28 protein-coding genes and 1 CRISPR repeat array are annotated in these 26,166 nt (G+C 42.1%); of the genes, 19 read left to right on the top strand and 9 right to left on the bottom strand.

Annotation, left to right across the window (positions count from 1 at the left end):
- The 5 genes from HWQ41_RS18640 to HWQ41_RS18620 form a co-directional block, all read left to right on the top strand.
- On the top strand, positions 1–741 hold a 741-nt coding region (locus HWQ41_RS18640), incomplete at its 5' end, for a hypothetical protein (RefSeq protein ID WP_292765860.1).
- Positions 742–1,058: 317 nt separating this feature from the next.
- Positions 1,059–1,391 (top strand): hypothetical protein, encoded by a 333-nt coding sequence (locus HWQ41_RS18635; RefSeq protein ID WP_292765857.1) that lies wholly within the window; start codon positions 1,059–1,061, stop codon positions 1,389–1,391.
- A gap of 63 nt (positions 1,392–1,454) precedes the next feature.
- A complete protein-coding gene (locus tag HWQ41_RS18630; protein WP_292765854.1) occupies positions 1,455–1,892 on the top strand; it encodes a hypothetical protein in 438 nt (145 codons plus the stop codon).
- 260 nt (positions 1,893–2,152) lie between these two features.
- Positions 2,153–2,392 carry a hypothetical protein gene (locus tag HWQ41_RS18625; RefSeq protein ID WP_292765851.1) on the top strand — a complete coding sequence of 80 codons (240 nt, stop codon included), beginning with the start codon at positions 2,153–2,155 and terminating at the stop codon, positions 2,390–2,392.
- Positions 2,393–2,407: 15 nt separating this feature from the next.
- Positions 2,408–3,190, top strand: a complete 783-nt coding sequence (locus HWQ41_RS18620) for a glycosyl hydrolase 108 family protein (RefSeq protein WP_292765849.1) — start codon at positions 2,408–2,410, stop codon at positions 3,188–3,190.
- Positions 3,191–3,196: 6 nt separating this feature from the next.
- On the opposite strand, the gene HWQ41_RS18615 is transcribed toward HWQ41_RS18620, so the two are convergent.
- Entirely contained in the window at positions 3,197–3,562 is a 366-nt protein-coding gene (locus tag HWQ41_RS18615) for a hypothetical protein (protein ID WP_292765847.1), read from the bottom strand.
- A 19-nt stretch (positions 3,563–3,581) separates the two neighbouring features.
- On the opposite strand from HWQ41_RS18615, the gene HWQ41_RS18610 reads away from it, so the two are divergent.
- The gene (locus HWQ41_RS18610) at positions 3,582–3,704 is read left to right on the top strand and encodes a hypothetical protein (RefSeq protein WP_292765844.1); all 123 of its coding nucleotides are present in this window, start codon (positions 3,582–3,584) and stop codon (positions 3,702–3,704) included.
- 524 nt (positions 3,705–4,228) lie between these two features.
- Positions 4,229–4,714 (top strand): molybdenum cofactor biosynthesis protein MoaE, encoded by a 486-nt coding sequence (locus HWQ41_RS18605; RefSeq protein ID WP_292765841.1) that lies wholly within the window; start codon positions 4,229–4,231, stop codon positions 4,712–4,714.
- Positions 4,715–4,784: 70 nt separating this feature from the next.
- On the opposite strand, the gene HWQ41_RS18600 is transcribed toward HWQ41_RS18605, so the two are convergent.
- The 3 genes from HWQ41_RS18600 to HWQ41_RS18590 form a co-directional block, all read right to left on the bottom strand.
- Positions 4,785–5,687, bottom strand: coding sequence for a HEAT repeat domain-containing protein (locus HWQ41_RS18600; RefSeq protein ID WP_292765838.1), 903 nt, complete (start codon positions 5,685–5,687; stop codon positions 4,785–4,787).
- A 32-nt stretch (positions 5,688–5,719) separates the two neighbouring features.
- Positions 5,720–5,959 (bottom strand): hypothetical protein, encoded by a 240-nt coding sequence (locus HWQ41_RS18595; RefSeq protein ID WP_292765835.1) that lies wholly within the window; start codon positions 5,957–5,959, stop codon positions 5,720–5,722.
- Positions 5,960–6,815: 856 nt separating this feature from the next.
- Positions 6,816–7,616 carry a DUF1838 family protein gene (locus HWQ41_RS18590; RefSeq protein ID WP_292765832.1) on the bottom strand — a complete coding sequence of 267 codons (801 nt, stop codon included), beginning with the start codon at positions 7,614–7,616 and terminating at the stop codon, positions 6,816–6,818.
- 155 nt (positions 7,617–7,771) lie between these two features.
- Here HWQ41_RS18590 and HWQ41_RS18585 point away from each other — a divergent pair, with 155 nt between their 5' ends.
- From HWQ41_RS18585 to HWQ41_RS18575, 3 genes are all read left to right on the top strand, one after another.
- Positions 7,772–9,064, top strand: coding sequence for a HEAT repeat domain-containing protein (locus tag HWQ41_RS18585; protein WP_292765829.1), 1,293 nt, complete (start codon positions 7,772–7,774; stop codon positions 9,062–9,064).
- Between the two features lie 1,060 nt (positions 9,065–10,124).
- On the top strand, positions 10,125–10,637 hold the full coding sequence (locus tag HWQ41_RS18580) for a hypothetical protein (protein WP_292765824.1): 513 nt from the start codon (positions 10,125–10,127) through the stop codon (positions 10,635–10,637).
- Positions 10,638–11,003: 366 nt separating this feature from the next.
- Positions 11,004–11,174, top strand: coding sequence for a hypothetical protein (locus HWQ41_RS18575; protein ID WP_292765821.1), 171 nt, complete (start codon positions 11,004–11,006; stop codon positions 11,172–11,174).
- 119 nt (positions 11,175–11,293) lie between these two features.
- Here the strand turns inward: HWQ41_RS18575 and glgA are convergent, their stop codons facing one another.
- The 3 genes from glgA to HWQ41_RS18560 all read right to left on the bottom strand — a co-directional run bounded on the left by glgA (position 11,294) and on the right by HWQ41_RS18560 (position 14,161).
- Complete coding sequence (gene glgA / locus HWQ41_RS18570) at positions 11,294–12,736, bottom strand: glycogen synthase GlgA (protein WP_292765818.1); 1,443 nt, start codon at positions 12,734–12,736, stop codon at positions 11,294–11,296.
- A 135-nt stretch (positions 12,737–12,871) separates the two neighbouring features.
- The gene (gene hemC / locus HWQ41_RS18565; protein WP_292765816.1) at positions 12,872–13,843 is read right to left on the bottom strand and encodes a hydroxymethylbilane synthase; all 972 of its coding nucleotides are present in this window, start codon (positions 13,841–13,843) and stop codon (positions 12,872–12,874) included.
- 159 nt (positions 13,844–14,002) lie between these two features.
- Positions 14,003–14,161, bottom strand: a complete 159-nt coding sequence (locus HWQ41_RS18560) for a hypothetical protein (protein WP_292765814.1) — start codon at positions 14,159–14,161, stop codon at positions 14,003–14,005.
- Between HWQ41_RS18560 and HWQ41_RS18555 the strand changes: the two genes are divergently transcribed.
- The 7 genes from HWQ41_RS18555 to HWQ41_RS18525 all read left to right on the top strand — a co-directional run bounded on the left by HWQ41_RS18555 (position 14,160) and on the right by HWQ41_RS18525 (position 20,282).
- A complete protein-coding gene (locus HWQ41_RS18555) occupies positions 14,160–14,630 on the top strand; it encodes a hypothetical protein (protein WP_292765812.1) in 471 nt (156 codons plus the stop codon). The two genes, HWQ41_RS18560 and HWQ41_RS18555, sit on opposite strands and share 2 nt — an antisense overlap.
- A 9-nt stretch (positions 14,631–14,639) precedes the next feature.
- On the top strand, positions 14,640–15,248 hold the full coding sequence (locus HWQ41_RS18550; RefSeq protein WP_292765809.1) for a PIN domain-containing protein: 609 nt from the start codon (positions 14,640–14,642) through the stop codon (positions 15,246–15,248).
- Between the two features lie 240 nt (positions 15,249–15,488).
- Positions 15,489–16,055, top strand: a complete 567-nt coding sequence (locus HWQ41_RS18545; RefSeq protein WP_292765806.1) for a Uma2 family endonuclease — start codon at positions 15,489–15,491, stop codon at positions 16,053–16,055.
- 294 nt (positions 16,056–16,349) lie between these two features.
- Entirely contained in the window at positions 16,350–17,537 is a 1,188-nt protein-coding gene (locus HWQ41_RS18540; RefSeq protein ID WP_292765803.1) for a glycosyltransferase family 4 protein, read from the top strand.
- A gap of 186 nt (positions 17,538–17,723) precedes the next feature.
- A complete protein-coding gene (locus HWQ41_RS18535) occupies positions 17,724–18,161 on the top strand; it encodes a hypothetical protein (protein ID WP_292765800.1) in 438 nt (145 codons plus the stop codon).
- Positions 18,162–18,350: 189 nt separating this feature from the next.
- Positions 18,351–19,262, top strand: a complete 912-nt coding sequence (locus HWQ41_RS18530) for a M23 family metallopeptidase (RefSeq protein WP_292765798.1) — start codon at positions 18,351–18,353, stop codon at positions 19,260–19,262.
- 387 nt (positions 19,263–19,649) lie between these two features.
- The gene (locus HWQ41_RS18525) at positions 19,650–20,282 is read left to right on the top strand and encodes a DUF1003 domain-containing protein (protein ID WP_292765795.1); all 633 of its coding nucleotides are present in this window, start codon (positions 19,650–19,652) and stop codon (positions 20,280–20,282) included.
- A gap of 240 nt (positions 20,283–20,522) precedes the next feature.
- Positions 20,523–21,065: a CRISPR direct-repeat array (repeat unit 37 nt; unit sequence GTTTCAATCCCTAATAGGGATTTTAGTTGATTGCGAT).
- Between the two features lie 248 nt (positions 21,066–21,313).
- On the opposite strand, the gene HWQ41_RS18520 is transcribed toward HWQ41_RS18525, so the two are convergent.
- Together HWQ41_RS18520 and HWQ41_RS18515 are read right to left on the bottom strand one after the other, a co-directional pair.
- A complete protein-coding gene (locus HWQ41_RS18520) occupies positions 21,314–22,084 on the bottom strand; it encodes a circadian clock KaiB family protein (RefSeq protein WP_292765793.1) in 771 nt (256 codons plus the stop codon).
- A gap of 164 nt (positions 22,085–22,248) precedes the next feature.
- Positions 22,249–23,526 (bottom strand): type IV pilus twitching motility protein PilT, encoded by a 1,278-nt coding sequence (locus HWQ41_RS18515; RefSeq protein ID WP_292765790.1) that lies wholly within the window; start codon positions 23,524–23,526, stop codon positions 22,249–22,251.
- Positions 23,527–24,257: 731 nt separating this feature from the next.
- On the opposite strand from HWQ41_RS18515, the gene HWQ41_RS18510 reads away from it, so the two are divergent.
- Both HWQ41_RS18510 and wecB read left to right on the top strand, forming a co-directional pair.
- Complete coding sequence (locus tag HWQ41_RS18510) at positions 24,258–24,629, top strand: hypothetical protein (protein WP_292765862.1); 372 nt, start codon at positions 24,258–24,260, stop codon at positions 24,627–24,629.
- A gap of 254 nt (positions 24,630–24,883) precedes the next feature.
- Positions 24,884–26,014, top strand: a complete 1,131-nt coding sequence (wecB, locus tag HWQ41_RS18505) for a non-hydrolyzing UDP-N-acetylglucosamine 2-epimerase (RefSeq protein WP_292765788.1) — start codon at positions 24,884–24,886, stop codon at positions 26,012–26,014.
- The last annotated feature ends 152 nt before the right edge of the window (positions 26,015–26,166 follow it).

Raw genomic sequence — 26,166 nt, 5'->3', positions numbered from 1 at the left:
GACTCTCAGTGTCCACCCACTACTGTTAACAGAAATCCTGGCTACAATTGTCCTCCCGGTTATCTTCCTCTGAATCCTTCTGATTCAACTGGTGGTGAGGTTTCCTCCGTTTGTTATCTTATACCCCCAGAAGACGTGCAATTTACCTCAATCTCAGTCCCAGTTTTTGCTAGATGTAACGTTAATGGCTTTCCTGAAAATGACCCGGAAATTGTCAGCGTCATTGCCGGTACCGAAGCCTGTGAATTATTAAAATTTTTCCAATTAGCCGAAATTCAAGGAAACGCAACTTGTAATCAAGATGTCGCTGCTATTCCTGATAGTTGGCTGATTCGGCCGGAATATCACCGCCCTCAAGTAATTTATCAATTTGCTGAAGTTGATCAATCTGGAAATATCACAGGCGCTCCAAAATATCCAATCACGGTACCGCATCACCTTGCAGCTAAACCCACTGTGGCGCTACCAAATTATAAACGTGGAAATTGGGAAATTATCTTTGTCCTTAAAGATAATTCAAAAGTTACGATTCATTCCCTAGATGAAGAGAATGGAATGTCTATTTTGAATGCAATTAAATTGAGAATAATTCCAAGTTATTTAGTGGGTGCATATTTAAGTAAATCATGCCTAGTTGTCACCGATACTTCAATTTCTCAGATAACCGTTAAAAATCGCATGGCGAAATACTATTCAACTGGAACCAAGAATGTCCTACCTAATTGGATTGCCAAATGGTAATCTTTTGATTCCCAAGAAATGCTGGCAGATTCCCGATGATCTGTCTACCGCAATCTCACTTAAAGAAGCTTGCAAAGTTTATTTTTATTCTCGCAATAGTTTAATCAGGCAGATTAAAAAGGGTTATCTTCAGGGTTTTAAAATGAATCATCGATGGTATTTATTGCCGGCTGGCTTAAAAAAGCGAAAAAAGGTACTAGGGACTAGCACTTAATCGAGGGTTAAGGCTCGACATACAAAATGTATTGAAAAGCTTGTGGTAAACGAAGTCGTAAGCGTATATTTGGAGGATATCTTGACCTAAACTCAGCGTTAAAATGCCTACACAAATTCCCAAGGCTAGTTTCGTGGTTGGTACCAACAAAATTGTAACTCTAGAGGATGTCTACGACGAGATTGGTGATGTTTGTGGAGTGGTGAAGGCTGACGCCGCCGCCCTTCCCGACGATAGCGAATCTATTTCTGTCCGCCAATTAGTTTCATCTGGCGTTGGTCGCAGAGCGCTTGTAAGACTTAAGGATAAGACAACGAAGACAGTTTATTTCGCTGCCGCGAATTGTACAAAGATAGGTGCATTGGTCGGATTGGACTATGTTCCTGGGAATGTAATCCTAAGCGCAAGGTTTCCTCAGCACATCAAAATGTATTAAGGCTTTGTCACTGGTATTTTTTAGCTTTCTTATCCCTTAAACAACTTTTTTTAAATAGGAAATATGCCACCAAAACTTGATAGATGCAAACTGACTATTGCAGCTGTAGCTGCGGCTGGATCGACTCCCGCAACCCCAGCGCAGGATTTTTATTTTCTTACTAGTTATGGGGTCTACACAGGAGATTTAGAAAGTGATACAGACATTGCAGGCGTAACTGAAATACTAGCAGAAGTACCCGGTACAACGGACTATTCACCTTTTACGTTCTCCGCAATCAAGGAGCTAGTGCGGTCTGGAATAATTACCACAAGGGTGGTTATCGTTACTGATACAAGTGGTACGACCATAAAGAAATATCGGAAGACATTACACGTCAGCAGAGACGCAAAAGATGATTTCGATGACCTGATCACCCAATGTACTTGGCCTATCGGCAAGGGTGCCGGACAGCCGATTACTAACGCGACTAATGTCCGACATATCAAGAGCCGCCAGTAATCGATAACGACATGGACTTATCTCTTTCAAGTAATTGGAGCCTGATATTTGAGCAAAATTTATCAGGCTCCAATCTTTCTAATTTTTTGATTCCTGATACTTTTTCTAGCGGAGTTTTGGGAATTTATATCATCACTCCAGGCGCTAAAAAGACTTAGTACACAGGCGGATATGTAAACCAACTTGTTGAGACGAATTTAGTTGACGATTCAACCCAGTGGACTAGCTTCTCTCAGCGTCTTTCTTTGGGTGGAAATGTTTTGATATTCCCAGTATCTTTTGCTTCATATCAGTTACGATTTTCTTTTCCAGTTTGGTTCCCAAATGCCTTTATTAGCATTTGGACTTATACAGGAGCCATTGATGAATCACCTACTGGTGAGCTAGCAAAAACTGTATCTGATGTGGCATCAATAATTAGTGATGTTGCCACTATTGCCGAGCAACTTAATAATTTGATGACCATCGTCAATACTATCAGACTATTGGTTGGTGGTTAAAAATAATCTAAAAAAATGCAATTCAAAAAAATAAAGTTGACCAGGCGCACTTTATATGACCTGGCGATGACTTGGTTTGTAATTGCAGATATTGTATGTTTTGGCATGTTTTGGCATGTCGAAAAATACAACTCGAATTCCCAGTTACAAAATTCTTTAGGACTTTTGAACAAAATTGAGCAGAATATTAAAGCTCAAAGCAAGCAGTTTCAATCCTTATCAAGCGAACTGGATAAGTTAAAAAAAGATGTCCAGAATCTTAATCAAAAACTATCTAAGGAGCTAGTTTTTCGAGAGGGGTTGAAATTTATCCTGGCTGCTGAAGGCGGAACTTCTAACGATAAAGATGATAAAGGTGGGTTGACTAGTTTAGGAATTACGCATACTGAGTATGCTGTTTACCGCGCTCAGAGGGGACTACCGCCCCGCTCTGTTAGAGAAATTTCTTCAACAGAGGCTACGGACATTTACAAGCATTTTTATTGGCTAAATTCTGGCTGCGATTATCCACCGCGACGAATTGCAATTGCTTGCCTGGATTGGCAAGTTAATAGCGGGCGTGGCTTTGGGACTCTTCAAGAAGCGTTAGGAATTAATGTTGATGGGATTCCCGGACATGAGACTTTTAACGAGCTTAATTACTGGCTTGCTAAGGGCAATGAGAATAAATTATTATCAAACTATTTTGATATTAGAGAGGCTGATTATCGGCGTTGGGGAGTGGGGAATCAAAGAATATTTCTTCAAGGCTGGATGAATCGATTAAGAGCTTTGAAGAAATATCTTCAGGCTTCTTAGATGTCTTTAATAATCGTTGGCGTTGAAGTTGGATAAAGAAACGTCGAAATCAATTGCAATACTATCTCTTTTGAAAAAAGTCACGTTCCCCTCGCCATCGACTCTAGGAACTACCCCCGTAGCTGGGGGATTGATTGCTACTTGTTGATCTCCGTTGGGGTCAATTTCGTCATCGTCCCCGTCTCGATGCGTGGTATCAAGCCCCAGCGCGGCGGCTTGAATCACGACGGCTGCTAGCACCGCCTCTCCATCAATTTCCTCAGCAAAGGTTAACCCCGCATTGTCGGTTAAATCCTGTTTCCAAAGTGTAATCGTTGAGCCGTCTTGGATTGCGTTCGCTCCAAAGACTGCTTGCAGTGAGAAACCTGACATATTTTATTCCTGTTTAACAGTGCCTCAATCATACGAGCCGCGATCGCTATCGGCCCAAATATCTCTCTGGGGATTCAATCAAGAGATTAAAGGTAGATATGACTGCGATCGTCTAGATAATGCAGATTATACTATTGACTAATAACTGCATGTAGGGTTTTCAATAATTCTTGTGTTGTGTAGGGTTTGGTTAAAAAGGCTGTATGTTCATCTGTTTTGTCAACTTGATAGCTCATTGAAGTCACGATCAGATTATTTAAATAACTGAGCAAGCATATAGCTTGATGACTTTAATTATACTAATCTCCTTTAAGAGGATGTTTTAAAAGTTGTTTGTGATGTATCAAAGACTTATAGCTCCTCCTAAATCCCTCTTAAAAAGGGGGACTTTGATTCCGGTTCCCCCCTTTTTTAAGGGGGGTTAGGGGGGATCTTTATACAACTTGATACTTTTCAAACATCGTCTAAGAAGGATGATCGAGAATTTTGGTTATTTTAAGTAAATTTTAGAAGGTCTGCACCCTGATAATTTTTTGGTAACAGATAAAATTATCAACCTAAAAAATCCTGGTTTTGCCCAAAAGCATTAGTAAGAGCAACTAAATATACACCAGCAGTGTTTTGTTCAGAGACAATAGAAAAAGCCCACATAATACCAACGCAGTTATGACGACTACACTTGCCTCTGCTGTTAAACCAAGAGCCGAAGATAGTTTTGCCATTAGCTTTGCACCATTGTCTCTTGAAGAAATCTATGCCAAGTCTGACGATCCAGCCAACGGTGCTGTGGTTGTGATGAGTGGCGTGGTTCGCAATCAAACTGATGGTAAACCTGTAATTGCCCTAGAGTATCAAGCTTACGAACCTATGGCATTGCGGATATTTTATCAAATTGCTGCTGATATTCGCTTATCTATGTCTGATGTGAATCGGGTAGTGATTCATCATCGCACCGGACGTTTACAAGTTGGAGAAATTAGCGTTTTAGTAGCAGTGGGTTGTCCTCATCGGAGGGAGGCGTTTGAAGCTTGCCAGTATGCTATTGATACCCTCAAACACAATGCCCCTATATGGAAGAAAGAACATTGGGAAGATGGTTCTAGCCGCTGGGTGAGTATTGGTGCTTGTGAAACATCAGGAGAAAATTGTTAATATTTATGAGCTATGCGTAATTTGTAATTTGAAATTCCTATACCGCAAGCGTTTCATTGATTTGGAATGGCTAGGCATCGTACTCTAACTGTCTCTCAATTTGAGAAATCGCCAACTTGATCACTGCCTGAACTGCTGCTTCCCCTTCTTGGGTCAATGCGGCTTGCAGGGGTTCTAAGGAAGTGCGATCGCCAATTTTCATCAATGCCAGAGCCGCCGCTTTTCGAGTTTCCCAATCGCTATGATGCAGTAACTTAACGAGGTTAGGAATTGCTGGTTGATAGCTTAGGCTGCCCAAAGCTGCTGCTGCTTCACACCGCACAATTTCAGATGGATCGGTGAGGGCGTTAACTAAAATATTAAATGCTCCTTCTTCGGTGTCTTCTTGAGCAATTTTAGCGATCGCACCCACTACCGCAGCCCGAACTTCAGCCGAGTCGGAGTTAATCTCTCGATATAAATGCTCCTTCGCTTCTGCCCCAATAAATCCCAACGCCCATACCGCATGTCCTTTGGCACTTTCTGGATACTCCGTTGACGCTAAGATTTTCAGCAATGCTGGCACAGCTGCCTCACCTATTTTGGCAAGCGCTCCCACCGACGAGCCTTTTACCACAGTATCTTGATCATTTAACAGGGCGTTGACCAAGGTTGGAACTGCGATCGGGTCAGCGATCAGTGTCAGGGTTTTAGCGCTAGCTCTGCGTACAACTGGGTTTGGGTGATTTGCCACAGCTTCCATCAATAAAGGGGTCGCTGGTTTACCGATTTTACCCAAAGCCTCTGCAAAACTCAACCTAACCATGCCCCGTGAATCCCCCATACTCTCAACCATCCGATTGAGTAGCTCTTGGTCATTGGGGTTGAAGGTGTTTAAGCCTAATTGCTCACTCACCACTTTAAATAAAGCATCGGTTTCAGCATGGGACAGATTTAACGAATCTGCCCCGGATTGAGTTTCGGAGTTGAGCATATAACTTACAGCTAAATTATCAAGATAAATGACTAGTTGCTGACACTCAGGGCAGCCTGTTGATCGCGGAGTTCCTGTAGAGCAGAATCAATCTTGGCAAGCTCAGGCTCCAGTTTTGCCATGACGCTTACTTTCATCAACTTAGCCCGTTTTGCTGTTTCTGTAGTTTCTTGAACTAGACGTTCCCGATATTGCTCAAGTTCTGCAATCACTTCTGCTACATCTTGAGGGGTTACGTTATTGGTTGTTGTGAGTTCTGAGGTTTCATCCATAACTTTTGTTTCCTAAATGCGTGTTTATATGAATAATGTGTGGTCAGTGTTCGACTATCGTTTGTATTTAGTTTCTCGCTAAAAACCAGCACTTAGCTGTTACATATAACTGAACAATTGGCAAGAGGCAACTAACTAATAGCTGACAAATGCATATATTCCGATCTTCTCAGATCGCGTGACCACTGGTAAAGCTTTTTCACGAAAATCTTCAAAAGTCGAACCCTGCTACAGCCTTAGATCCAAGTTCTGATACAGCAAATTGCAACTTGGTGATGTACAGATAATCGTAGGGGCACAACATGTTCATACGTGTCAACTTAAGCTGAAACTCCTTTAAAACCTCTAGGACTTACGCATTGACAATAAATACCAAATGTGAATAAGTTTAAAAACCACATCTTTCGTAAGGGCACAGCATTGCTGTGCCCCTACATTCTGGTCTATTGACGTAGTTTACCGCCGTAGGCATCGCAGGATAATTAAGAAAAGCCTGAAAACTTCCGGGAGCATCGTTAATTCACATCACGAGGCATTTGTATAGTGCGTAAGTCCTAACCTCGTTTCTAGCCTCTGGCTGGAAATGCTGCTCCTGGCGGCTCTGCCGCCAGCAAGAGAGGCGGAGCCTCAAGAACGAGCATTCCCAGTCGGAGACTGGGAACGAGGCAATCTAAAAGCTAGTTCTAGACTTGCTTTCACGTTAAGTTGACACCAATGCAACATGTTGTGCCCCTACCCGTGTACTTCATTTACCTGAAATACGCTGTAAGTCTTTTAGGCTTTTTAGATTGAAAGTGCGTAGGCGTAGCCCGTCGTAGACATCACGCAGCATGATTTAGCACCGTGCAAAAACCGCTCAAGAGGTTTCCTCAAGTGGGAAAATATCTCCCCGTAAGTAGGACTCAAAGTTTTTCTTAAAGTATTGAATGCTCGTCACATTCGGCTCATCACTTTCCGTCGGCGTGAATTCATAAATTGGTACTTTTTCCCTTACCAGCTTGACCAAGCTAGGATGAAGCTGCTCAAAAGAATCTACTCTAAATATTGTGGTTTCAAATCTTAATTTAGCTGGATGAGCATATCCTAACTTCATCCAGGGCAACCAAGGACAGTCCCTTGCCCACTTAGCAGGAGGGACTTCAGTTGCATCAGGTCGGCAAGTATTTGAGATAAAGTACTCAACTCCCTTAAACTTTTCTCCAGGGCAATAATCTGAATATTTGCGATCTCCTGCTAAGGGATGCGGGTATTCTAAAGGAATTTCCATGACAGAGGTAATATATCCGCTGCCTTTGGGGATGACAAATTTCTTTGGTTTGACTGAGCCTTGGACAATGCGGTTAGCAATGTGTACTACTGGTACTGCTTGACTTGCTGTTGGTGACTTCCAAAAATGGAGAATCTCTTGCGTGTCTGGGTCACAAAATAAACCCAACTCTCTATTGATGCGATACCCGACTTCGCCATACTCAGGATCGGGTTTGAGAAATACTTTGGTAGCATTCATGCCAATAATAGAGAACAATTTTTCCTTTGGCAAGTCTGGTGTTTCTTGCCACCAAATTTCCCCAGACCAGTTGTAATAAAGCTGTAACCCATGATTTTTTCGGTAAAAATCGAGGTTGTTAAATTCGTAGTCATCTAAGTAATCACTCATATTTGTTACTCTCATCCTCAAATGGCTGCGTAGACGCTTTTGGTGGTTCAATCCCCAAATAGAATTTACCGCTATTTCCAAATCCCCAGTACCCAGTCCCCAGTCCCTAGTACGATAGTAAACGTGACAATTATCCAAAAGCCATTTACAGATCAATGGATAAACGTTTTTTTAAAATGTTTGGGCTAACAGAAGAACAAGCGATCGCAATTATCGATACACCATTAGAACAACTCGAAGACGCTTCTGATAAATATATTGCTGTTTCCCATCTGATTAATTATCCCACTGAGCAATCGATCGCGGCTTTGGTACGGGCGATTGAAACCAGTAAACCTGATGAGTTAGACCACCGGATTGTTCGACGCAAGGCTGTAGAAAGTCTGGGGCGATTGCAGGCCGAATCAGCTTTACCTGTAATTCGGCAGTGCCTTAAAGATGATGATATTTATACTGTTGAAAATACCGTGTGGGCGATCGGGGAAATCGGGACTAAAGATCCAGAAATTCTCGAAGAGGTGGCGCAACTGCTCGATAAACCAGGTCAAATCTATCGAGTCATTATTCATACCCTAGCTAACGCTGACTATCAGCCGTCCCTAGAACGTGTACGCAAATTTACCCAAGTTGAGGATGAACCTACCCGTAGTGCTGCGATCGCTACACTTTGTCGTTTCACAGGTGACTACTCCCAAATAATTGAGGTGATGGCGCTGCTGCAAAGTTCCAGCGTCAATGCACGGCGCGGTTCCATTCAAGACCTGATTGATTCCCGCTACTACAAAGCCATCCCAGAAATTGCCCGTTGTCCTGTATCTCTGGTGTTTCGGTTGCGAGGATTGCGGATGCTTTTGGATGCAGGTGTCTCCAGTGGTGAAATTACCTTTACAGAAATTCAACCTTACCTAGAGCAAGTACTCTATGATCATCCCAACGACCTTGATTTAGTACATGAGTATGACCTTACCCCTGTACTAGATTTTGTGATTAACGAACTCTACGAAACCGATTTTGGACGCTGCTATTTAGCGACAAAAACCTTACTCGATATCTATGCACAAGAAGCACCAGCAGCACTCCTAGCAACTTATTCGGACAAGGCATATAACGATTATGGCGCTCATTATCATGTCATGAAACTTTTCGGCTGGCTGAAATATGCTCCCGCCTACGATTTGTTAGTAGAAAACCTGCACAACCGCGAACCTCAGTTTCAGAAATCTCGTGCAGCTTGTGCGATCGCTCTTGGTGAATTGGGTGATTCACGAGCAATTCCTGAACTCAAAATTTGCCTAAATACGCCGATTTGGGATTTGAAATATGCTTGTTTATTAGCGCTAGACCGCTTAGGAGACTCGTCTGGTCGGGAAATTTGCGATGTCTACGACGGGCTACGCCTACGCGATGCTGACTGGTTAATTAGGGCGAAAGCGACGAGTACTCAATAGTTAGGAGTTATAAGTTAGAAGTCATTAATCTAAAATTCAAAATTCAACTAAGGAAATGACCGAATTTTAGATTTTAAATTTTGGATAATGGAATTGAAGACTCAAAATCCGTCTTGGAAAGTTTGCCCAAGTCAAGCCACTCCGTTGCGGTGAGGTAGTCGCTCAGAGGGGGTTTCCCCCATGAGGAACTGCCGTTCGCCCTTGGCGTGCCGGAGGCATCACCCGAAGAGGGGTTCCCCCCGTTGTAGGAAGTAGCCCCGCGACTGATTGAAGACCACCAAAAATTCTAGTTTTGTGGGGGTGCAAAAACGCCGATTATTCATCCGCTTTTTCGTTCAGAATACCTTTCCTGTATTCTGACGACTGGCGCCAATATTGCTGTTCGATAATTTTCAACCTATTACCCCACTATTGAGAATGACCACCCTTTCAGCGATCGCGACAAAGCAATGCAAATAAGTATACACAACCAAACCAAGGTCACTAGCGCTGTTTTCTAGCAGTTCCCGCAATTCATCCTCAGCATTCTTTTTGGCGATAATTATTTTAGACTTTTATTAAAACCCCAACTAGGCAGTAGATATATACTTAGGTTAATTATTTTAGACTTTTATTAAAACCCCAACTAGGTAGTAGATATTCGTTGTACATAATATTTATATATCTCGTAATAATACTAGATATATAACTACTTTTACAATCAAATTACTCATACCCTCAGTAAGAGACCATTTATAAAGTAAATCTTAAGTAGGATGTGTTACGGCTTTAGCCTAAAGCACCGCTTATAACATGGTGCGTTAGGCGCTCATGTCATGTTTTTCGTGACAAATCATATCCAAACATGGGCTTAACACACCCTACAGTAATTTAATTTTTACTTTGTAGATGACCTCTAAGTAGGATAGCTCCTAATACTGCTCGGTTAAGGAAAAAAGTAGGCTGAAACTCTTGAAATATCCTTGTCTATAATGCCCAAAATAGGCTGAACCGAGAAGTATTGCGATAGCTCCCTTAAAGGAAAAGTTGTAATTTGAATCAAAAATTTAGGAGATAAAAGATGAATGCTTCAAAATTACACACTTATTTATTACGCAGCAGCTTTACATTAAGCTTGTTGTTTGGAGGACTGATAATTTTTGCCGCGTCGGCAAAAGCACAGGTAGCTGGTAAAAGCTACGATGTCACAATTACTTTACTGAGTACAGGCAATACAGAGCAAGCCTGTTTTCAGTTCGATAATGTTAACACTCTGACCGTTACAGAGCCGGGTGGAAATGTGATTCTCTTCACCTTTGCTCCTAGAACACCTAATACGACTAGTACAAATGAATCTAGGTGGCAAGCTGTCTCAAGAACTCAGAATTTTGGAGTGAGTGGCTTAGAAAAGGTCTCAGGTATTCTCGTTCCGATATCTAACTTGTTAGACGGTAATATTGTTAGTCAAGGGGGCGCAACTTTAACATTCCAGGGACAGGCAAAAGCCGTTTGCACACCATTTAATGCTAATGCAATTAATGGACTTAATGGAGCTAATCCAAATAGTCAAGCTGATATTTTGCAGCAGTTGTAAATCTGTTGCTCAACTTCTATACTCACGCGGAGGATTGCGGAGGTATTGTCAACTAGAGGAAGTGCTGAACTCAAGTTGTTAGTTAGATAAGCCAGCAGAGAAGGAAGAAAATAAAATCCCCTCCGAAGAGAACGTAGTTAAAATCTTGCTTTGAGGTGTGTAGGAGTAGCAGCGATCGCAGTCCATAAGCGAAGCCTGAATTAATTAATTATGACTTCCAGGCTTCGGTTATGCTTGCTGTGCTTTTACCGAACTGTAGTGAGAAAATAAGCTCAAAATTCCCACTACAAAAAATCCTTAACGTCACGAACTCAAACCAGTGGCAGTTTTTAGTCTAAAACAGAGAACAGCGATCGCTCTTGATATATGAAATTTGACAAACTTAAAGAATTTCGTCAAGCTGCTTACAAGCATCTGGGCAAAGCTCACGATGCAACTTTTGAACTGACTGACGCCTTATTGAGGTATAGTACCATGTACATGATCTGCCGCGTCAGGCAATATACAGATAATTATGGACTCACGGAGCGAATATAGTCCTGAGAAATAAACCCTTGAGTTGACAAGTTTCTGAAACAAAAAAACTCATGAGTAGCATCTTCAGGTTAATCTGAATAATGCTCTCACGAGTCACAAAAAGTAGTTATTTAGGCGGCTCAGGGCTTGCTGCTGGTGACTGCTTCGTTTAACACTAACTCTGGTTCTGGTGTCTTCTCTTCTTCTTCTGGCAATCCGTAAATTGACCTATACAATTTCACGTATTGCTTGGCAGATTGATACCAACTAAAATCTTGACTCATGCCGCGTTTTTGTAGTTCTTGCCATTGCGGTTTGAAACGGAAGCCTTCCCAAGCGCGGATCATACAGGTGAAAAGGTCTAGCGGTTCATAGCGGTCAAAGCAATAACCCGTACCTGCGGCATTTTCGGGATCATGATGGGTTACGGTGTCAACTAATCCACCTGTGCGACGGACAATCGGTACAGAACCGTAGCGCAAAGCCATCATTTGGCTAATACCGCATGGTTCAAAACGACTAGGCATCAAGAAGGCATCAGTACCAGCGTAGATGCGGCGAGACAGGGCATCGTTATATAGTAAGTAAGTTGCCATGCGTCCGGGAAAGCGGGATGCTAATTGCCACATCTGAGTTTCATAGTAGCGATCGCCTGTTCCTAACAGCACAAACTGTGCATCTGTATAAGATAGGAAGCGATCGAGGATTTGTAATATCAAATCAATGCCTTTTTGTTCCACTAATCGCGTCACAATCCCAATAAAAAAGGCTTTGGAGTTGACTTCTAACCCTAGTTCTTCTTGCAAAGCAATTTTGTTAGCCTTGCGTTTATCTAAAGTAGCAGTATTGAAGGTTTGGGTAATATATTTGTCATTTTCTGGATTATAAACTTCGGTATCAATACCGTTGATAATCCCAGATAATTTCCCGCTAATAAAGGACAGCAAACCTTCTAATGTTTCACCGTAAGTAGGTGTCTTGATTTGTTCGGCATAGGTGGGCGAAACTGTATTTACCTTATTAGCAAATTGCACTGCCGCTGCCATTACGTTGTGTCCTTGCATATACCAGGGACACCAAGTAATTCTTTCTAAATACCAACGCCACGGCCCTTGATAAGCCAGATTATGAATGGTAAACACTGTGCTGATATCAGGATCTTGGTGCATCCACACGGGAATCATCCCCGTGTGCCAATCGTGGCAATGGATAATTTCTGGCTTCCAGTAATTCCAGGCAAATTCGGCTGCACCATTAGCAAACAAAGTGAACCGCCAGTCTTCATCTTCTCCAGAATAAATGCGGCGGGGCATGAAGGCGGGATGTCCAAATAAATACAAGGGAACATCAGTACCAGGCAGAACACTTTCGTATACTGCAAAGTGCTGGAACATGGCATCTCCCCACCAGATGGGTTCATAGGGAATTTCCATTTTGTCTGGCAGGAAGCCGTAGTAAGGCAAGAATATCCGCACATCATGCCCCATTTCTCTCAGGAATTTGGGTAATGCCCCGACAACATCACCCATTCCTCCTACTTTGGCAATGGGTGCTGCCTCTGCTGCAACAAATAGAATCCGCATGGTAATTTTTGCTTCCCTGAGTCTATATTGTCAAATTAACTCTTTGATCCCGACCAACGCGATTTGTCGCGTCTGGCACATCTTTGGTGCAACGGCGATCAATTCTTATCTAATCATATCGGCTTGCCCAATTGCTTAGGAACCGCGCTGAATCACCGCAAAAATTTCTGACAAAATTTCTTGCGCTCCCTGTTGCCGCAACAATTCTGCTAGTTCTATGCCTAATGCTTCGGCGTTGTTGGCTTTTCCTGTGACGGTATCTTTTACGAACTTTTGACCATCTACACTGGCAACTATCCCTGTTAAGGTCAAATTTTCACCAGATATTTCTGTATTTACACCGATAGGTACTTGACAGCCGCCCTCTAGAGAGCGTAGAAAAGATCGTTCGGCGAGACAGCGATCGCGTGTTTCGGGATGTTCGATCGCTTTGAGTAGAGATAGTAATTCACTATCATCAGCACGGCATTCTATCCCTAAAGCACCTTGTCCAACGGCGTGGAGGGAGATTTCTTTGGGGAGAATTTGATGGACGCGATCGCTCATTCCCAATCTCTCTAACCCTGCTGCTGCCAAAATCAAAGCATCGTATTCGCCGGCATCCAGTTTTGCTAACCGTGTAATCAAGTTTCCCCGGACATCCTTAAAGCTAAAGTGGGGGAAGTGGTGGCGTAACTGTGCTAACCGCCGCAGCGAAGATGTACCGATTACTGCACCCTCTGGCAATGTATCGATTTGTTTATCTTTGTGCTTTTCATGCACCACTAATGCATCTGCTGGGTTTTCCCGTTCCGTAATTGCTGCTAGTGTTAACCCTTCTGGTAAGTGAGTCGGCAGATCCTTGAGGGAATGAACCGCAAAGTCAATCTCCTGATTGAGCATTCCGACTTCAAGTTCTTTAGTAAAAAGTCCTTTATCGCCAATCTTAGCTAATGCTACATCCAAGATTTTATCACCTTGGGTAGACATGGTGTGAACTTCAAAAGTGATATCAGGAAAGCTTTTCTGGAGTTGCTCTTGTACCCAGTAGGTCTGAACCAGAGCAAGTTGGCTTTTGCGTGAACCAATCCGAATAGTGCGTGGGGGACTAGAAACTACTGTAGTCATAAAACAATATATCAAACGAGGCGATAAATTCACTCTCATCTAGACTACCGTAGTCAGGGACTCATACGAATTTTGGATTTTCGATTTGGGATTTTAGATTACAATTCTTTACCAAAAGCTGGTTTCAGGAATTCGCAACCTGGGTAGCAAGTTGCTTCATCAACTCAATTTCCCCAGATTTTCAGATGCGGGTGCGATCGTATCTAAGTCATAAGAAGAATTCAGCTTGTTCAAGATTAGCGATCGCGCGGGTTTTCCCCGATGACATTCTGCGTCACAATATTGAGTAGTTAGTCTCCTTAAGTGGGCTTTATCCATGAATGCTAACTCTGATTATGGTTGGGATTTGTCAGTTTACAACCGTAATGGTCAACTTACTCTTGTCGTCGAGGTTAAAAGTAAACTTAATGCATCACCAGAATGGGCAGCGAGATTTCGACGCAATATTCTTGTACACGGAAGCTTAACTTTTCCAATGGCTCCTTATTTTCTAATGGTGTTTCCTGATCGATTTTATTTATGGACTGATGCTAATGTCCGACTAGATCAGAGTGAGCCAACTTATACCATTGATGCACAACCTATTCTTGATCGTTACTTTGAACAGGCTGGAGTTAAGGCTGATCAAATCAGTGGACAAAGCCTTGAGTTAATTGTTGCATCCTGGCTTGGAGAAATTATTCATTCTGAAAAATCCCCCGAAGATATAAATGAATCTCAGCAGTGGTTAATTGATTCAGGATTATACGCTGCCTTAGCTGGAGGCAAATTTTTGACCATATCATAAGGCGGTTGCGTGAATATTTACGTTGAAACTAACTTCGTCTTAGAATTAGTCTTTGAGCAAGAACAGTGCGTCAGCTGTGAGCAGATTCTGCAATCTTGTGAAATAGGGCAGGCAAAACTTATTATTCCAGCTTATAGCCTTGCTGAACCTCATGAGAAACTAAGTCGTCAGGCAAAGAGTCGCCGGGATTTGCAGCAATTGCTCAATGCTGAGTTGCGGCAGCTTTCACGTACATCATCTTATGTAAGTCGTATCAGAAGTATCCAAGATATTGCTAGTTTAATGGTGCAGAGCAATGAAGAGGAACGGCAACGTTTTGTTAATTATCGAGAGCGGCTTTTTAACATTGCAGAAGTTATTGCACTCACAGCCGATATCTTAATTGAGGCAGCGTCCTGCGAAGCTACTTATGATTTAAGACCGCAAGATGCTTTTGTCTATGCATCGGTCATCAACCATCTGCGTCAGTATCAACCACAATTAGCATGTTTTCTTAACCGAAACTCAAAAGACTTTGATAGTCCTGATATTGTTGATGAACTAAATCGATTTAATTGCAGAATGATCCCACGATTTGATCACGGCTATAGTTTTCTTGAATCTCAAGTTCTTCCGTAGTATTTAGCAGTATAATTGTAAGTTTACTCCATCTTTTAGTAAGAAGAGTACACTAATATTATCATGTTATTTGTCAGTGTTCAACATCAATTTCCTACGGGGTTGTTGCAAAAACAGTACTTTGAAGTTATGACTGAAGCGTTCTTGAGTTATTGTTGTCTATAGGCGATCGCCTTGTTGTATCCAGCCAGTGCCGAACCTTGATAAACTGAATCTAGTACTTTCGGAGTGTCAGAAGTTATGAGTGTTGCAAAATCTGCATTCCTAACCTTAGAGGAGTTTCTGAAGTTACCAGAAACAAAACCTGCAAGTATTTATATTGATGGTGAGATTATCCAGAAACCAATGCCGAAAACCCGCCACTCCCGACTTCAGGCTAAGTTGATTAATGGGATTAATGAAGTTACAGAGAAAAGGCAAATCGCTTATGCTTTTCCAGAGTTGCGTTGTACTTTTGGTGGTCGTTCAATTGTTCCAGATGTGGCGGTTATTCGTTGGCAACAAATTGAGTTTGACCATAACGGAGAACCTGTAGATGATGTGCTAATTACTCCGAACTGGACAATTGAAATTCTTTCTCCAAATCAGAGTTCCAATCGAGTTACAAGCAATATTTTGCACTGCTTAAAATATGGTTGTCAGTTGGGATGGTTAATTGATCCTGATGACCGCTCAGTTCTTGTATTCAAACCACATCAACAACCAGAATTTTGTCATAGAGAAGATAGCTTGACTGTTCTAGATGGTGTTGATTTAGAGTTGACAGTTGAACAGGTATTTGGCTGGTTAAAGATGAAAGCAGAGTGATCAAGCTCTTAAAAGGTTGTTTGCAAAGTGGTAAAGTATACTAAAAATCCCGCTTCCATTCCTCTCCTCCACTCCTGAGAGGCTTTTAAACCCCCACGCTCTTAATTCTGAATTCTGACTTCTTCTTCAAATCTCACCAATTAATGCCACTGCAAAAGAAGCTTATATTAGTCCGAACTTGTCCAACAGTTGATAACCTTTGATAAACTTTAACAAAATCACTGTTAAAAAATCTAAAAATTTTAGATAAATATAGTTTTTTAGATATTTGCAAAGTGTCGGGGAGTATAGTAGATGAAGATATTGGTACTGAGTTGGGAGTTTCCGCCAAGGATTGTTGGGGGAATTGCACGGCATGTAGCGGAGTTGTACCCAGAACTGGTAAAGCTAGGGCATGAAGTCCACCTGATTACGGCGGAGTTTGGTCAGGCATCGATGTATGAGGTAGTTGAGGGAGTAAACGTACATCGGGTGCCAGTCGGCCATAGTAACGACTTTTTCCACTGGATAGTCAATCTCAACCTGAGTATGGGAGATCACGGTGGTAAGTTAATCTTAGAGGAAGGGCCTTTTGATTTAATTCATGCCCATGATTGGTTAGTCGGAGATGCTGCGATCGCTCTCAAGCATAATTTTAAAATACCCCTAATTGCCACAATTCACGCTACGGAATACGGACGCTATAACGGTATTAACACAGACATCCAAGGCTATATAAATGGCAAAGAAAACTTGCTGGCTTTCAACGCTTGGCGGATTATCGTTTGTAGCGACTATATGCGCCAAGAAGTAGAACGAGCGCTACACAGTCCTTGGAACAAAATCGATGTCATTTATAACGGTATCCGAGCCGAAAAGAAACAGCATCACGTAGATTTTCATGCTCTGGATTTTCGCCGCCAATTTGCCACAGACGACGAGAAAATCGTTTACTACCTCGGTCGCATGACCTACGAAAAAGGTGTACCTATATTGCTCAATGCCGCACCCAAGATCCTTTCTCAAATGGGAGGTAAGGTTAAATTTGTCATCGTTGGTGGCGGCAATACTGACCATCTCAAGCGCCAAGCCTGGAATTTGGGAATTTGGCATCATTGCTATTTCACAGGTTTTGTCTCCGATGAATACTTAGATAAATTCCAAACTGTCGCTGACTGTGCCGTTTTTCCCAGTCTTTACGAACCCTTTGGGATTGTGGCTTTAGAAAGCTTTGCTTCTCGTGTTCCTGTAGTAGTTTCTGATACTGGTGGTTTCCCAGAAGTGGTGCAACATACCAAAACAGGTATTGTGACTTGGGTGAACAATCCCGATTCTTTAGCTTGGGGAATTTTGGAAATTTTAAAAAATCCAGGTTATCGGCAATGGCTGGTGGATAACGCTTATGAGGATTTAGAGCGACGCTTTAGCTGGCCGAAATTAGCCAAGCAAACCGAGGAAGTTTATCAGCGAGTTGTGCAAGAGCGATCGCAAATTGCTTGGTAAGACAGCTCCCCGACTTTTTCAAGAAGTCGGGGATAATTTTAATCTCAAGGTGTCAACTTAAGAGGATAAAGCCCATATTCCCTATGTTCATAACATCCTCTAACTCTGATACCATTTTCTGTAATTTCCTGCTTACTAACAAAATTAGTCGAATAGAAGTTAAGTACTTAGATAAGGAAGAGTGAAATGGGACTTAGCGACGGACTTTTGAACCCGACCAAAAAGGCTATGGTCATAGATGACTGTTGCAAGATGATAGAAGGACAGCTTGCATCCAAATCAGGTATAAGCGGCATCGCTTTGAAAACTGCCTTCGCCGCCCTGAAGGGGGTTAAGCCAGGGTATATCCCCTACGTCGTTGAGCAAATCCTGCCGCAGTGCTTCACGGCACTTGATCCCATCTGGAGTCAAGGCGTAGAAAAAGGCGATCCAATTGAACACCTGAGTGCGAATCGCTCTCAGACGGCAGACGCGCTACTGGGTGTCACCGATGCGAGAGTCAAGAACGCAAAGCGCCAAATCGTGCGAGGAACCTATGAAAAACTTCGCGGTTCAGCCAAAAAGCACGTAGAAGAAGCAGTGCCAGACTTAGCAAAAGTAATCGATAATTACACTAAGGTCTAAACCAGAAGGGAAAAATTATAATAAACGTATGCCGCCGTTCGATGCGTCGGTGGCTGGCATACGGGGTAGATATGATATCGTGTCCGGTTAAAAACTTATCAATTTAATTTCCTGATATATACCGAGTAAGTTGGAAACAACAAATAATCAGAAACCATCTGAATTATTGTTTTAATCAGCTTACAAATTATGAAAAAAGTTACCGTTTCTCGATACCGTACTTATGGACTAATTGGGTTAATATCCTTAACCGCCGTATTAAGTACAACTACATCCGCTCTAACACAGTTAGCAGGCGATTCCCCAATTGGGCAAACTTCTATCCCTGCTTCTAACTTAATCTGGCCGACACAAGGGTTTATTTCTCAAGGCTTCCGCAAATATCAACATGAAGGAATTGATATTGCAGGGGCCGCTGGAACTCCTATTGTTGCTGCTGCATCCGGCACAGTTGTAAAAGCAGGTTGGGATGATTGGGGATTAGGCAATGCTATAACTATTAAACATCCCGACGGCAGCCTTACTGTTTATGGTCACAATCGCCGCTTGTTGGTGAGCAAAGGTCAAGAGGTCATTCAAGGTCAAATTATTGCTGAGATGGGATCTACAGGCAATAGTACAGCACCTCATCTGCACTTTGAAGTTCATCCAAATGGTCGAATAGCCGTTGACCCCCTTCGTCTGTTGACATCCTTAACTGCAAGTGTTGGTTCTGGTTCTATTCAGCAAGTGGATAACCCGAACCGCCCAGTCTCGCCACCCCCATTAGCAAAGCAAGTTTCACCTTCACAGCCAATTCCAATAGGTTTTGCACCTATTAGCAGTGATACTAAATGCAATGGAGTTACCATTATTGAAGGTGAGACTGCAAGTATTCGTGTAAAAGTCTGTGAAGAAAATGGTCAGTTATTTTATATTGGGCAGTTAAAGCAAAACCCAAGTAAGCCTATAAAAATAGCAGCTTTGAATATTGGTAAAGGCAGATATCGAGCAGATAATGGTAGTTTTTATTATTTAGTCAGCCCTGAAAAAGTGGAAGTTTGGCGAAATGGCAGTCAGATACGTTCTGACAGTTTTTATAGTTTAACGAAATCGCCATAAAGTCCTCAATTACAGCAGGAGTTAGCAGTCAGTAATGAAAAAGGCTTTTTATCTGTCTTGTAGACCAAAACAGTGTATTTCACTAATTTGCAATCCGCTATATTTATGCATTTTATCCATTGTTTTAATCCATAATAGGGATTTTAGTTGATTGCAATCCATGCGATCGCTAATTCCCAAATTGGGAATATATTTAAAAAACTGGACGTATACGGCAACGCGATAATCTAGTGGTTAATTTTACAGGTTGCAAAGATAATTTACTTAAGTTACCCTAAATCATCAGCAGCGTCCCCCACAGTTATAATAGTGTTTCCCATCAGGGAAGCTTCGCTATTAAGGATTTGAAATCGGAAGTTCTACCCCATTCATCAAGTTAGACTACCAATGCAAACCAACAAAAAATCAAATCCAAGCGATTCACCGCAAGTATCGTGTCAAACACATCGTCAAAACATTCTGCCCACTGCCCCATTACCGGAATCTATTAGTAAAAATATTGAGACTATCATCGCATTGCACAGACGTCACGAAAAAGACATACCAGAACACCAGCGGGTTGTAGAAACGGTAACTGCCTTTTTTGGTCGTCCTACATTCCTATATAGCATCCTGCTTGGGATTATTCTGTGGGTAACACCCAATGTTTTACCACGACGTTTAGCCATACCAAGATTTGATCCTCTCCCATTTCCTTGGTTACAATTTTCACTGACTGCGGGTTCATTGTTGGTGACAACAGGGGTGTTGATTAAACAAGAGCGACAAGAAAAGTTAGCAGAACAACGGGCGCAACTTAGTCTTCAACTCAACCTGCTCTCTGAGCAGAAAATCGCTAAACTCATCAGTTTGGTTGAGGAATTACGCCAGGATATTCCTAATGTCAAAAATCGCTCTGACCCCGAGGCTGAAATGATGAAGTCCCCTACTGACCCGCACGCAATTATAGATGTATTAGAAGAGACTTTAGCAACGGAGTTAGCAAGTTTCTCGAACGAAAAAACATCAATTGAAGAATAATAAAGCAAGGGTACTCAAAGAAGAAGTACTAAAAGAAGCAACTTCTTGATCGCACCTGCTACTCATTCCAATTAACCAGTTCTCCATCCACAAGCGCAATCCCCCACTGTGGAAACTTCACTTCTCTGTTTCTTGACAACTATCACCGAAGCTCGGTCATCTGACCAGCACTGTTGCAAGAAGTCGAAACTTGAATACTGTCCTGAAATCCCTGCTATCATCAATCTTGCCAATGTCCTGGTTTCAATCCCTAATAGGGATTTTAGTTGATTGCGATCAGACCATTGATATTTTCTCAATGTTGGAGAAATGTTTCAATCCCTAATAGGGATTTTAGTTGATTGCGATTAGGTAATGCAGCCATTGCGGTAATGTATGCCGCGTTTCAATCCCTAATAGGGATTTTAGTTGATTGCGATATTCAAAGAAGGCTCAAAATATTCAATCAACAATGTTTCAATCCCTAATAGGGATTTTAGTTGATTGCGATATTGTAATTACTCCGTTTAATTATGAGAATAATCGCCGTTTCAATCCCTAATAGGGATTTTAGTTGATTGCGATATGAACGTATCTGAATTGGCTCATCACCAGCGTCAAACAGTTTCAATCCCTAATAGGGATTTTAGTTGATTGCGATGGTCTACTTCGACTCCTTGCGTTTTCATGTAATTGTTTCAATCCCTAATAGGGATTTTAGTTGATTGCGATCTTGGATCACCTCATGATCACCTTGCGATCGCCTTGTTTCAATCCCTAATAGGGATTTTAGTTGATTGCGATCGCAGGCGTGTGAAAGCCCTGTGTTATTTGATTTTCAAGGTTCAGTAGCGCGAATGCAAGAATTATAACATCAGGAGTGGCAATTGTGCAAGCTGTAAATAGCTGAAAGTCAGTCTACATAAGGTGCGCGGATGCTTTAAAGATGCTACAGCCCTCAAGTCCTTGCATATAGGGCAATCTAGCCATTTCTGTAGTCACCCGTTCACCAACACCTACCCATTCGCGCACTTGGCAAAAAACTAGTATGATTACTTAAAATTTTCCTTAGCAGCTAACATCTGTAAAATCTTTTCTACATGCTCCAACTCTCCAACGATTCGCCGAATTGGGTGAGGCCAAACCTTGACAAGGGTCGGAGTTGCAGAAACCTGATTGAGTTCTGCTTGTTCTGGATGAGTTAAAACATCAATCACCTTCAGAGTATAAGGATGTCCGAGCGATCGCTCTAATAATTCGTGTAAATTTTGGAGAATGCGTTCGGTGGTACTGCTATGTCCTGCAACAAACAAGCGGAGAACATAGCCTTGTGTAATGACTTCCTTTTTTTGGACTATTACTGGTTGGTTGTATTTTGGCACAGGTTCAGAAAGGTCTAGACGTACAATTAAATCGTGATCTTCCCAAAGCTGCCCAAATGAGGAACGATAAGTTGTTAACACCATGCGATCGCACAACCCCTCCTGCCAAGGAGCTGCTTGCCATACTAACTCCCCTGTGCCAAAAATGGCATTAAGCAAAGCTTGATGTCTAATTACAGCCGGATAAGCTTCAGCAAAAGTTCGCACTTGTTGAGTGCGCGGATCTAACCAGTGGTCAATAGTCGCAGTATAACAAGGCACTAAAAAGTGCGGCGGCTCTGGCAAATCTAGGATTTCTTGCAAAGCCGAGCACAAATGCAAGTGCCATCGACCTTGCTTGCTAGGGTCGATGCAGTAAATTAAATCTCCTCCAGGTGTAAATAGCGCAATGCCTTTAAACAACTGGGGTGTAGATAGTTTGTTTGTCGTCAAGTTATTCACAGAGGCTAGGAAGCTAAAAGTAAAAAATTCTCTCTTTTACCTTTTACCTTAGCTATAACCACAACCAGGAAGACAAAGATATTTGGGATTGGGTACTGGAGGACAAGGGGACAACGAGAATAACCCATGCCCAATGCCCAATGCCCAATGCCCAATGCCCAATCTTAAACTCGACCTCGGAGAAACTGCGCCATTTCGTTAGGAGTTGGTGACATTTCCAAAGCAGTTTCTTCAGTGATGCGACCTTCTTGATAGAGATTGAGCAACGACTGATTCATCGTAATCATGCCATCAAAGCCAGCTTGTTTCATCAACTCGCCAATTTCATCATACTTACCGTCTTTGATCCATTCTTTAATAGCCTCGGTATTGATCAGCACATCGTGGAAAGCAGCCCGCTTGCCGTCAGTTGTGCGACACAAACCTTGAGCAATTATTGCCACTAAAGACTCAGAAATTGCCACCCGCATTGCATCCTGTTCGTCACCAGAGAAGAGATTGAGAATCCGCTCAATGGTTTTAACAGCGCTATTGGTGTGCAGAGTTCCCATAACTAAGTGACCAGTCTGAGCGGCTTTTAGGGCGGTATTAACCGTTTCCTTATCCCGCATTTCCCCCACCAGAATCAAATCTGGGTCTTCCCGCAAAGCTGCTTTCAAAGCATTGTCAAATTTCCGGGTGTGCATTCCGACTTCGCGCTGTTTAACTAAAGACTTGCGGCTTTGATGGACAAATTCTATCGGGTCTTCAATGGTGATGATATGCTTGGCCATCTCTTTATTGATGTGGTCAACCATCGCTGCCATTGTGGTGGACTTACCAGAACCAGTAGGCCCAGTCACCAAAATTAAACCTTTGTGGTAATGACAAATATCCCGGAAAATTGGGGGTAAATTCAACTGTTCCATAGTTAAGATTTTCAGTGGAATCAACCGCAACACCATTGCAGGCCCTTTGAGGGAGCCAAAAACATTAATCCGCACGCGAGCAAAGTCATACTGAGTTGCTCCGTCAAATTCTAAGCTCTCTTCAAAGCGCTGAATTTCTCCCTCAGTCATCACCTCCCGCAACCAATTCATGAAAGTTTCTTTATCTGTTTCTGGATAATCCAGTGATTGAATTTCTCCTCGGCTGCGGAAGCGGGGTACTTCACCTACACCCAAGTGCAAGTCAGAATATCCCTCATCGTAAGCTACCCTGATTAACTTCGCTAAAGTGATTTGTGGAATGCTGTTTTGAGGGCGAACTGAACTAGGTATTGGCGGTGGACTACCTGGACGATGACCTGCAACAGGTGCGTTGGTGCTTCTATCCATTGACATATCCAATGTTTGTGTCATCTGCCGCTGCGTACTAGAGGTCGGGGGTGGTGGCGGCGGCATTGGTGGCAGGTTACGTCCGGGAGCAGAGTTAGAATTTAATGGAGAAGCTGATTCTGTCATATATCTTAAAATTTGGCAGTTAAAAAGTTGAATTAGCGAGAAGTCAAGTCACTTGTTTCGATGACTTTTGGAGGGTGCTTGCGTGAAAGCCCCGGCGCGGATGGGAGGCGATTGAAACTCTAGAACCACGGTCAATCCATTTTATCTCCCTCAATTTGTATCTTTTTTTACTAAAATTCTACTACTCAGAAGATTTAGAGAAATTATTTAACCTATCTAACCTGGTTTAACACACGCAATGACTTAAAACAAACCAGTAAAAATACTTAGATTTTTTAGTAATTTACAATACTATTATTTCAACGTAAATATTCTCAGGACTTAAATGAGAAATTTATCCCAGGCATGGACACGAATTGCTAGCAATTAACAGCACAAACACTAGCAGATCATTTATTCAGCCCATCGATGAATTATGAGAACTACTACTCATTTTTATAAGAAATGTTAAGTTGAATAGGAGCAATATCTGGGGATCAAGGTTAAAAGCTCATACCTTTTAGCTTCTATACCTGAAGACAGATGCATAAAACAAGTTGTTTAAATAGATATAAACTTGACTTTACATTCATAATTACAAAAAATTAACTGTAAACTTTAGTAAATAAATGCTCATTTTCCCGATTAGTTTTTATATACTGAATTTCACTGAGAAAGGAAATCAGTTGACTCGCCAAAAGCGAGATATGACTGAAATTAAAATTTGCCGTATATTTTTGGGAGGAAAAGTCATGGTTTCTGCTCAAAGCTCTAATCTAGGAAAGACCTACTCCTTGTTGATGATTAAAAGCTTTTTGATATGGACTTTTACATTGGCAGTATGCTTGTTGGTAGTCGGTTTTCCACTAGTTGTCTTGATGGCTACGGTCGGATGTCTGTTGTCGATTATCTTGCAGTCTGTGATGCCTGTTAGTGCTGTTTTGCTTGTAGCAGGCGCTTTAATCATGTTTAATGTCATGGCAGTTGTATTGGCTGCGGGTGTGCTAACTCTTAAGGGAGTTCATCCGAATGAAGTTAAATGGTTAAGCTGGCTGCATGGAGAGGCAGACCAAATGCAGACTACTGTTTACGCTGCTTGCCCTCTAACTTGTGAGATTAAGTAGTCATTGCAGGTGAATTAGACAAACAGTGCGTCTGCCCGGTTAAGCCGGGTTTTTTCATTTGTGAGATCAAGGTGTGGTCATTACAGTTGAATTCGAGAAACAGTGCATTTGCCCGGTTAAGCCGGGTTTTTTATATTTTGTGTGATTTCTCCTTTTATATTTATGGTTTTTGTGATGATTGACCGCCAACTATTGACTATTGACCATAGACCATTGACTATAACCATTGGCAAATGACAGATGACTAATCACAAATGACTAATCAAAAACGGGTTTGCATTATCTTGGGTACTCGTCCAGAAGCGATTAAACTAGCTCCAGTGATTCAAGTTTTCCAGAAGTTTTCAGGTTTGGAGTTGCAAGTAATTCTAACTGGACAGCATCGGGAGATGGTTGAGCAAGTTATGCAACTGTTTAATATCAAGTCAGATTATAACTTGGAAATTATGCAGGTTCAGCAATCTCTAAATGATATTACCTGCCGCAGTTTACAAGGGTTAGAAGCATTATTCCAGGTGAAAAAGCCAGATTTAGTGCTGGTGCAGGGAGACACTACCACGGCTTTTGCCGCAGCTTTGGCAGCTTTTTATCAAAAAATCCCTATTGGTCATGTAGAAGCAGGGTTAAGAACTGATGATATATTCAATCCTTACCCAGAAGAAGCTAATCGGCGGTTGATTTCTCAAATTACTCAGTTGCACTTTGCGCCGACTCCTTGGGCTGTGGAAAACTTGCATCGTTCTGGTGTTTTGGGTGAAATTCACATGACGGGTAACACGGTAATTGATGCATTGTTGAATGTAGCTGCAACCCAAGTAGTTTGTAATATACCAGGCTTAAACTGGGATTCATATCGGGTTTTGTTAGCAACAGTTCATCGTCGGGAGAATTGGGGAGAACCTTTGCTAGCGATCGCTCAGGGCTTTTTACAAATTTTAGCCAAGTTTCCTGATACAGCAATGCTCTTACCATTGCACCGCAATCCGACAGTGCGAATCCCATTACAAGAACTTTTAGGGAATCATCCCCGAATTTTCTTGACAGAACCTCTAGATTATGGCGAATTAGTGGGAGCAATTGGGCGATCGCATCTTTTGCTCACTGACTCTGGTGGCTTGCAAGAAGAAGCCCCCAGTTTGGGAAAACCAGTACTGGTTTTGAGAGACACCACCGAAAGACCAGAGGCTGTTACAGCCGGTACAGCCAAACTTGTAGGCACTACGAGTGAGAACATTTTTGCAGCCGCTGCTGAGTTACTTAGTGATCCAGATGCTTATGAAGCAATGGCAAATGCAATTAATCCCTTTGGGGATGGTCATGCAGCAGAGCGCATTTTGCAGATTGTGCAAAATTACTTGGGTCTTTCATCAGAAACATCAACTTAGGAATTTAGATTAAACAAAGTGCAAAATTTCTGTTTTTTAGGATGCATAAAACCGGCTTTTATCGGGGTATTTCATTTTTTTGGTGATTTTACCAGTTATTCTGCGGTGATCCCATTGACAAAAATCTTTGCAACACATAAATCAGCCGTAGG

This window comes from Nostoc sp. NOS(2021) (assembly GCF_017115025.1).
GTDB lineage: Bacteria > Cyanobacteriota > Cyanobacteriia > Cyanobacteriales > Nostocaceae > Nostoc.
Note: the sequence above shows the minus strand (reverse complement) of the source record. Positions and strands in the feature narration are given on the sequence as shown.

Excerpts from the sequence above, each read along its gene's own strand:
- HWQ41_RS18560 (WP_292765814.1), bottom strand. The coding sequence starts at position 14,161 with ATGGATAAAGCCCACTTAAGGAGACTAACTACTCAATATTGTGACGCA.
- HWQ41_RS18530 (WP_292765798.1), top strand. The coding sequence starts at position 18,351 with ATGAAAAAAGTTACCGTTTCTCGATACCGTACTTATGGACTAATTGGG.
- HWQ41_RS18615 (WP_292765847.1), bottom strand. The coding sequence starts at position 3,562 with ATGTCAGGTTTCTCACTGCAAGCAGTCTTTGGAGCGAACGCAATCCAA.
- HWQ41_RS18585 (WP_292765829.1), top strand. The coding sequence starts at position 7,772 with ATGGATAAACGTTTTTTTAAAATGTTTGGGCTAACAGAAGAACAAGCG.
- HWQ41_RS18535 (WP_292765800.1), top strand. The coding sequence starts at position 17,724 with ATGGGACTTAGCGACGGACTTTTGAACCCGACCAAAAAGGCTATGGTC.
- HWQ41_RS18635 (WP_292765857.1), top strand. The coding sequence starts at position 1,059 with ATGCCTACACAAATTCCCAAGGCTAGTTTCGTGGTTGGTACCAACAAA.
- HWQ41_RS18555 (WP_292765812.1), top strand. The coding sequence starts at position 14,160 with ATGAATGCTAACTCTGATTATGGTTGGGATTTGTCAGTTTACAACCGT.
- HWQ41_RS18575 (WP_292765821.1), top strand. The coding sequence starts at position 11,004 with ATGAAATTTGACAAACTTAAAGAATTTCGTCAAGCTGCTTACAAGCAT.
- wecB (WP_292765788.1), top strand. The coding sequence starts at position 24,884 with ATGACTAATCAAAAACGGGTTTGCATTATCTTGGGTACTCGTCCAGAA.
- glgA (WP_292765818.1), bottom strand. The coding sequence starts at position 12,736 with ATGCGGATTCTATTTGTTGCAGCAGAGGCAGCACCCATTGCCAAAGTA.
- HWQ41_RS18545 (WP_292765806.1), top strand. The coding sequence starts at position 15,489 with ATGAGTGTTGCAAAATCTGCATTCCTAACCTTAGAGGAGTTTCTGAAG.
- HWQ41_RS18595 (WP_292765835.1), bottom strand. The coding sequence starts at position 5,959 with ATGGATGAAACCTCAGAACTCACAACAACCAATAACGTAACCCCTCAA.
- HWQ41_RS18605 (WP_292765841.1), top strand. The coding sequence starts at position 4,229 with ATGACGACTACACTTGCCTCTGCTGTTAAACCAAGAGCCGAAGATAGT.
- hemC (WP_292765816.1), bottom strand. The coding sequence starts at position 13,843 with ATGACTACAGTAGTTTCTAGTCCCCCACGCACTATTCGGATTGGTTCA.
- HWQ41_RS18600 (WP_292765838.1), bottom strand. The coding sequence starts at position 5,687 with ATGCTCAACTCCGAAACTCAATCCGGGGCAGATTCGTTAAATCTGTCC.
- HWQ41_RS18580 (WP_292765824.1), top strand. The coding sequence starts at position 10,125 with ATGAATGCTTCAAAATTACACACTTATTTATTACGCAGCAGCTTTACA.
- HWQ41_RS18525 (WP_292765795.1), top strand. The coding sequence starts at position 19,650 with ATGCAAACCAACAAAAAATCAAATCCAAGCGATTCACCGCAAGTATCG.
- HWQ41_RS18515 (WP_292765790.1), bottom strand. The coding sequence starts at position 23,526 with ATGACAGAATCAGCTTCTCCATTAAATTCTAACTCTGCTCCCGGACGT.
- HWQ41_RS18510 (WP_292765862.1), top strand. The coding sequence starts at position 24,258 with ATGGTTTCTGCTCAAAGCTCTAATCTAGGAAAGACCTACTCCTTGTTG.
- HWQ41_RS18630 (WP_292765854.1), top strand. The coding sequence starts at position 1,455 with ATGCCACCAAAACTTGATAGATGCAAACTGACTATTGCAGCTGTAGCT.
- HWQ41_RS18540 (WP_292765803.1), top strand. The coding sequence starts at position 16,350 with ATGAAGATATTGGTACTGAGTTGGGAGTTTCCGCCAAGGATTGTTGGG.
- HWQ41_RS18620 (WP_292765849.1), top strand. The coding sequence starts at position 2,408 with ATGCAATTCAAAAAAATAAAGTTGACCAGGCGCACTTTATATGACCTG.
- HWQ41_RS18590 (WP_292765832.1), bottom strand. The coding sequence starts at position 7,616 with ATGAGTGATTACTTAGATGACTACGAATTTAACAACCTCGATTTTTAC.